The 7,439-nt window shown below is 72.6% G+C and carries 2 protein-coding genes; both read left to right on the plus strand.

Annotated elements, in window-relative coordinates:
• The coding region (locus FHE66_RS09165; RefSeq protein ID WP_255303664.1) for a sugar phosphate isomerase/epimerase at nt 1–849 on the plus strand (849 nt) is incomplete at its 5' end.
• A 64-nt stretch (nt 850–913) separates the two neighbouring features.
• The gene (locus FHE66_RS09170; protein ID WP_139072645.1) at nt 914–7,399 is read left to right on the plus strand and encodes a ThuA domain-containing protein; all 6,486 of its coding nucleotides are present in this window, start codon (nt 914–916) and stop codon (nt 7,397–7,399) included.
• Nucleotides 7,400–7,439: the final 40 nt, after the last annotated feature.

Genomic DNA, 7,439 nt, shown 5'->3' on the forward strand with positions numbered 1-7,439 from the left:
CGCCCGATCGGCGTGAACACGTGGGTGTGGACCTCGCCGCTGACCGACGAGTCCCTGCGGCGCCTGGCCCCCAGGGTCCGGGACTGGGGCTTCGACCTCATCGAGCTGCCCGTCGAGCACCTCGGCGACTGGGACCCGCAGGCCGCCGCGCGGCTGCTCGCCGACCTCGGCCTGGGCGCCACCGTCACCCTCGTCATGGGGGAGGGCAGCGAGCTCGTCGCCACCGACGCCGAGACCGTGCGCGCCACGCAGGACTACCTGCGGGGCGTCGTCGACGCCGCGCACGCCGTGGGCTCCCCGGTCATCGCCGGGCCGGCCTACGCCTCGGTCGGGCGCACGTGGCGGATGGGTGAGGAGGAGCGGCGCCGCTGCTACGCCGAGCTCGCCGAGAACCTCGCGCCGGTCGCCGAGCACGGGCGCCAGGCCGGGGTGCGGATCGCCGTCGAGCCGCTCAACCGGTACGAGACGTCGCTGCTCAACACCGTGGACCAGGCCCTGGAGGCGCTCGCCCCGCTGCCCGACGTCGGGCTCCTCCTCGACGTCTACCACCTCAACATCGAGGAGCGGGACGTGCCCGCCGCGATCCGGCGCGCCGGCTCGCGCATCGCCCACGTCCAGGTGTGCGCCAACGACCGCGGCGCCCCCGGCGCCGACCACCTGCCCTGGCCGCAGATCCTCGCAGCCCTCGACGACGCCGGGTACACCGGCCCGCTGTGCATCGAGTCCTTCACCGGGGAGAACGAGACCATCGCGACGGCCGCCTCCATCTGGAGGCCGCTCGCCGTCACCCAGGACGCCATCGCCGTCGATGGCCTGGCCCACCTGAAGGGACTGATGCCGCGGAGCTGACGGGGGGACCGCCCGGCGACGGGCGGCTGGACGCACACAGTCTCGACCAGGAGGAACCACACTCATGAGCACTGCACGCCCCGGCTGGGGACGGGCGGTGGCCTCGGTGTCTGCCGGCGCGCTAGGTCTGACCTTGCTCGCCGCGCTACCCGCCGCCGCCGACACCGTCCCGGCCCTGGACATCATCGACACGCGGGAGGGCGAACGGGCAGACGTCCTCGTCTTCACCGCCACCGCGGCCTGGCGCCACGGTGACACCATCGAGCAGGGCACCCCGCTGCTGCTCGACGCCTTCGCCGCCGAGGGCATCGGCTCGGTCTGGACCGAGGACCCGGAGATCTTCACCGACGAGGGGCTCGCGCAGTTCGACGCCCTCGTCATGTTCCAGACCTCCGGCGACCCGTGGACCGAGGACCAGAAGGCGGCCCTGGAGGCCTACCAGCAGGCGGGCAACGGCATCGTCGCCATCCACAACGCCACCGACATGCGCGGCGACTACGCGTGGTGGGACGAGCTCGTCGGCTCCCTCATGCCCGGCCACGCCGCCACCGGCACCGACCCGGGCCTGCCCGGCACCGTGCGCGTGGAGGACCGCGCCCACCCCTCGACCGAGCACCTGCCCCAGCGCTGGGAGCGCGCGGACGAGTGGTACAACTTCTCCAACAACGTCCGCGGCACCGCCCACGTCCTGGCGACGATGGACGAGACGACGTACGCGCCGGGTGGCAACGCCATGGGCTACGACCACCCGATCTCCTGGTGCAAGCTCTACGACGGCGGACGCGCCTGGGCCACCGGCATGGGCCACTTCCCCTCCCACTTCCAGGAGCCCGAGCTCGTCGGGCACATCCTCGGTGGCGTCGAGTGGGCAGCGGGCCTGGCCGAGGGTGACTGCGGCGGCACCGACTGGAGCATGTACGAGCGCGTCGCGCTCGACCAGAACACCTCCGCCCCCTTCGGGATGGACATCGCCGAGGACGGCCGCGTCTTCTTCACCGAGCTCGTCCGCGGCCAGGTGCGGGTCTACGACCCCGCCTCCCACACGACGACGACGGCGCTGGAGCTCGACGTCTACTCCGGCGGTGAGGACGGGCTGCTCGGCATCGCGCTGGCCAACGACTTCGCCGACAGCGGTCACCTCTACCTGTACTACTCCCCGGCAAGCGAGGACGACACCGACCCGGCGAACTTCGTCAACGTCCTGTCCCGCTTCACCATGGACCACTCGACCGGGCTCATCGAGCCGGACACCGAGCGCGTGCTGCTCGAGGTGCCGGCGCGGCGTCTGCCCGACGAGCCGGGCCACACCGGCGGCGTCGTCGAGATCGACGCGGAGGGCAACCTCTTCCTCGGCGTCGGCGACGACGTCAACCCGCACTCCGAGCCGTCGGGCGGCTACGCCCCGATCTCCGAGCGCGACGGGCAGTTCCACGACGCCCGCGCGACGTCGGCCAACACCAACGACCTGCGCGGCAAGATCCTGCGGATCACGCCGCTGGAGGACATCGCCCCGGACGCCGAGCCGGGCGCGGGCAGCACGTACACGATCCCGGAGGGGAACATGTTCCCCGTCGGCACCGAGAAGACGCTGCCCGAGATCTACGCGATGGGCTTCCGCAACCCCTTCCAGTTCGCTATCGACCCGGTGACCGGCAACCTGTCGCTCGCCGACTACTCCCCGGACAACGGCAACGACAACCCCACGAACCGCGGCCCGGCGGGCATCGCCGAGTGGATGATCGTCGAGGAGCCAGGCTTCTACGGCTGGCCGCTGTGCATGGGTGACAACGAGCCGTTCCGCGACGTCGACTACCGCACCAACCCGGTGACGGTCGGGGAGTTCTTCGACTGCGACGCACCGGTCAACGACTCGATCCACAACACCGGTCTCACCGAGCTGCCCCCGGCCGTCGCGCCGGACATGTGGTACGGCTACCAGCGCGCCTCCCACCCCGAGATCGTCACCCAGGGGGGCGGCCTGGCCCCGATGGGCGGCCCGTTCTACCGGTTCGACCCCGAGCTGGAGTCCGACACCAAGTTCCCCGAGTACTTCGACGGGCAGCCGTTCTTCTTCGAGTGGGCCCGCAACGCGATGTACTCGATGCTCCTCACCGAGGACGGCAGCGGGCTGGAGAAGGTCAACGCCTTCCTGCCCTCCGAGCCGTTCATGGCGCCCATCGAGGCGAAGTTCGGCCCCGACGGGTCGATGTACGTCCTGGACTGGGGCGGCGGCTTCGGCCGGCACAACCCCGACTCCGGCCTGCACCGGATCGACTACGTCACCGGATCCCGCTCCCCGTCCGCGGTGGCCACGGCCACGCCGGACAGCGGCCAGGCGCCGCTCGAGGTGACCTTCGACGGCTCGGGGAGCACCGACCCCGAGGGTGAGGACCTCACCTACGCGTGGGACTTCGACGGGGACGGGGAGACCGACTCCACCGAGGTCAGCCCGACGACGACCTACACCGAGAACGGCGTGTACGACGCCCGCCTCACCGTCACCGACCCGCACGGGAAGGTCGGCACGACGACCGTCCCGGTCACCGTCGGCAACACCCGCCCCGACATCCGCTTCACCATGCCGCCGACCGGCGCGTTCTTCGACTTCGGCGACACGATCACGTGGGACATCGAGGCGAGCGACGCAGAGGAGGAGATCGCCGACGCGGACATCATCGTCCAGCCGGCCCTCGGCCACGACGGCCACGCCCACCCGGCCGAGCCGTTCACCGGGCGCACCGGCTCGGTGACGACGAGCCTGGGCGGCGGGCACAGCGACGACATGAACGTCTTCTACGTGCTCGACGCGCGGTACCAGGACTCCGGCGGCGACGGCGTCCCGAGCCTCGTCGGCCAGGACACCTCGCTGCTCTTCCCCAAGGCTCGCGAGGCCGAGTTCCACACCGACTCCCAGGGCACCACCACCGCCCCGTCGCGCGACGTCGAGGGCCACGGCACCTCGATCAGCGGCCAGGGCGGGGCGTGGGCCTCCTACGACCCGGTCAACCTCGTCGGGGTCGACCGGCTGCTCCTGCGGGTCGCCTCCGCGACCGGCGGGGACGTCGAGCTGCGGCGCGACGCCCCGGACGGGGAGCTGCTCGCCACCGCGAGCGTCCCGTCGACCGGCGGGCTCGCGCGCTACACCGACGTCCCGGTGGAGCTCGCCGACCCGGGCGAGTCCTTCACCCTGTACGTCGTCTTCCCCGGTGACGGGGAGATCCGGCTCAACTTCATCGAGGCGGACGGCAAGGGCGTCTCCCCGACGACCAAGCCGCGCGTCACCATCACCGCCCCGGTCGCCGACGAGTCGCTCGAGCCGGGAACCGTCACCGTCACCGCGGACGCCGAGGACGCCGAGAACGAGATCACCCAGGTCGAGTTCTTCGTCGACGGGCAGTCCATCGGGGTCGACACCGAGGCGCCCTACGGCGTCACGTGGGACATCACCGAGGAGTCGGTCTTCCAGCTCACCGCCGTCGCGACCAACGACAACGGCGTCTCGACGACGTCGCGCATCGTGCCCGTGACCGTCGGTGAGCCGTTCGGCGACTTCAGCCAGTTCACCAACGCCCGCGGCCAGTTCGACCGCGGTGAGGACGGCTCGTTCGTCATCACCTCCGGCGGGGCGAACATGTGGAACGCCGCCGACGAGTACAGCTCGCTGTACCTGCCGGCCGGCGCGGACGAGAACTGGTCGGCGACCGTGAAGATCGTCAGCCAGGGCAACTCGCACGGCAGCGCCAAGGCCGGGCTCATCGTCCGCAACGACATCACCGCGCCCGGGCAGTCCGCCGGCTACGCGGCGCTCGGCATCCGCCCCAGCGGCGGGTTCGAGTGGCTGCGCTCGGCCAACGGCAACGGCCAGCTCAACGCCTCGACCGGGTCCGGCTCCACCGCCTACCCCGCGTGGGTGCGCATCGTGCGCGACGGGGCGGAGTACACCGCGTTCCACAGCACCGACGGCGTGACGTTCACGCAGATCGGCGAGCCGGTCACCCTGCCCGGCGCCGCGTCGGTGCAGGACCTCGGGCTGTTCGTCACCGCGCACCACGCGACTGCGACGAGCGAGGTCGTCTTCAGCGACTTCGTCTTCGACGACGACCCGACCTCGCCCGGACCCGACCCGGAGCCGGGCCCCGGCCCGGTGTGCCCGGTGAGCATGAGCGACGAGTTCGACGGCGAGCTGGACCCGCGGCGCTGGCCGACGGTCCGGTCCGCCGAGGGCGCGCCGGTCACCGTCGCCGACGGTGCCCTGCACCTGCCGGTGACGGGCAGCGACATCGACGGCGCCAACGCCGGTGACATCAGCTTCGTCGGCCGGCCGGCGCCGGCCGGGGAGTGGCAGGTCGACACGACGGTCACCCTCGAGCACGAGCGTCACTGGCAGTACGCCGGTCTCATGCTCCACACGACCGACGACGACTACACCAAGCTGACGTTCACCAAGCACCAGGACGGCAGCCGGTTCCTCGAGTACTGGACCGAGGCAGGCGGGTCGCGCACCGAGCACGCCCCGAACCTCACGCTCCCGGCCGACGCGCCTGCCACCGTGCACCTGCGGCTGACCAGCGACGGGCAGGACGTGAGCGCGGCGTACTCGCTCGACGGGGAGTCCTTCACCGCGCTCGACGGCGCGGCGACGCTCGACCCCGGGGCGAGCATCGGCGTGGTCGCGGCCGGTGACACGGGAACGCCCGACGCCGTCGCCGTCGTCGACCACGTCCGGTTCACCCCGGACCGGGAGGACGACGGGCAGCGCGAGCCGGACGACGAGTTCGACGGCGACGCGCTGGACGGGTGCCGCTGGGACGCCACGGTGCGGTACGTGGAGGAGAACCTCTCCGTCTCCGACGGGGAGCTCCACATCACCACCGCGCCGGGCGACATCGACAACGCCAACCCCCTCTCGCCGGAGAACTTCGTCCTGCAGACGGCGCCGGAGGGTGACTGGACCGTGGAGACGCGGTTCCACGCGCCCCTCGCGCACCGCTGGCAGTACGCCGGCCTGCTCGCCTACGGGAGCGACGACGAGTACGTCAAGCTCGACGTCGTCGCGCGCAACGAGCCGGGGCAGCCGCTCTCGCTGGGCGCCGAGCTCGTCTCCGAGGTCGGCGGGTCCTTCGGGGCCGGCGGCAACTCGGCGATCGACCTCGCGGGGAACCCCGAGGGCGAGTACTGGCACCTGCGGCTGAGCCGCACCGGTGACAGCTACGAGGGCTGGGTGAGCGAGGACGGGGAGACCTGGACCTCCCTCGGCAGCCCGGTGACGCACGCGGGTGACCTCTCGGCCGTCGGCCTCGTCGCCGTCGGCCCGCAGCAGACCGAGCCGGTGACGGTGAGCTTCGACTGGTTCCGGGTGACCGGCGGCGACGTCGAGCCGCCCGTGGACGAGGAGGCGCCCACCGTCGAGGGCAACGTCCTGGGCACCTCCCGCGGGGAGTTCCACCCCACGGACCGCACCGACCTGGACATCGCCGGCACCGCGACGCTGGTGAAGTCCTCGGGCCGCACCGACGTGTCGGTCCGGGTCACCGGGCTGCCGGGGGGCGCGGAGTACCCCGCGCACCTGCACGACGGCGCGTGCCACGACCACGGCGGGCACTACATGCACGACCCGGACGGCCCGATGGCCCCGCCCAACGAGATCTGGGCGACCTCGGGCAGCGACCCGCGCGGCGGGCTGGTGCCCAACCAGCAGGGCGTGGCGATCGGTTCCGGTGGGGCGACGTGGGTGGCCCGGCAGCAGCCGCTGTCGATCATGATCCACGAGCCCGAGCTGCCCGGCCTGCCCATCGCGTGCGCCGACTTCTCGGCCTACGAGGCACCGGCTCGCCTGGTCCTCGCGGCCGACGACGGCGAGGGGTCGGGCGTCGAGACGCTCGAGTACTCCCTCGACGGCGGGGAGTGGGTCGCCTACGCGGGCGCCGTCGAGGTGTCCGCGCCGGGCGAGCACACCGTGGCCTTCCGGGCCACGGACGCGGCCGGCAACACGAGCGAGCAGGGTGAGCTCACCTTCACCGTCGCCGGTGAGGAGCCGGCCGAGGTCACGCCCGCGCCGGTGACGTTCACCGACGAGGACGGGACCGCGGACGACACGTACACGATCCCGGCGGTCGATGGCGTGGAGTACGTCGTCGACGGTCAGGTCGTCGCGGCGGGCACCTACCCGGGCAGCGGGACGGTCACCGTCACCGCCCGCGCCGCCGAGGGCTACGAGCTCGCCGAGGGCGCGGTCACCGAGTGGAGCCACACCTTCGCCACGGGCGGCGGGACACCCGCGGACCCGACCGAGGCGCTGGCACAGCTCTCCGGGGCGCTCGACCGGCACGTCGCCTCCGGCGCCGTCGCCGGGCCGATCGCCCGCCAGCTGGCCCACACGCTCGAGCTGGCCGAGCGCCACCTCGAGGCGGGGCGCGAGCAGCAGGCGCGGGGTGCGCTGGACCGGTTCGTCCGGCACCTCGAGCACCCGACGCGGCCCGACACGCTCCACACCGAGGCGCGTGAGGACCTGCACGCGCGGGTGGAGGTGATCCTCGGCCTCCTCGGCTGACGCAGAGACGCCGGTGGCCGGGCTCCGCGGAGCCCGGCCA

Source organism: Georgenia sp. 311 (genome assembly GCF_006151955.1).
Lineage (GTDB): Bacteria > Actinomycetota > Actinomycetes > Actinomycetales > Actinomycetaceae > Oceanitalea > Oceanitalea wutianyii.

Excerpts from the sequence above, each read along its gene's own strand:
- FHE66_RS09170 (WP_139072645.1), top strand. The coding sequence starts at position 914 with ATGAGCACTGCACGCCCCGGCTGGGGACGGGCGGTGGCCTCGGTGTCT.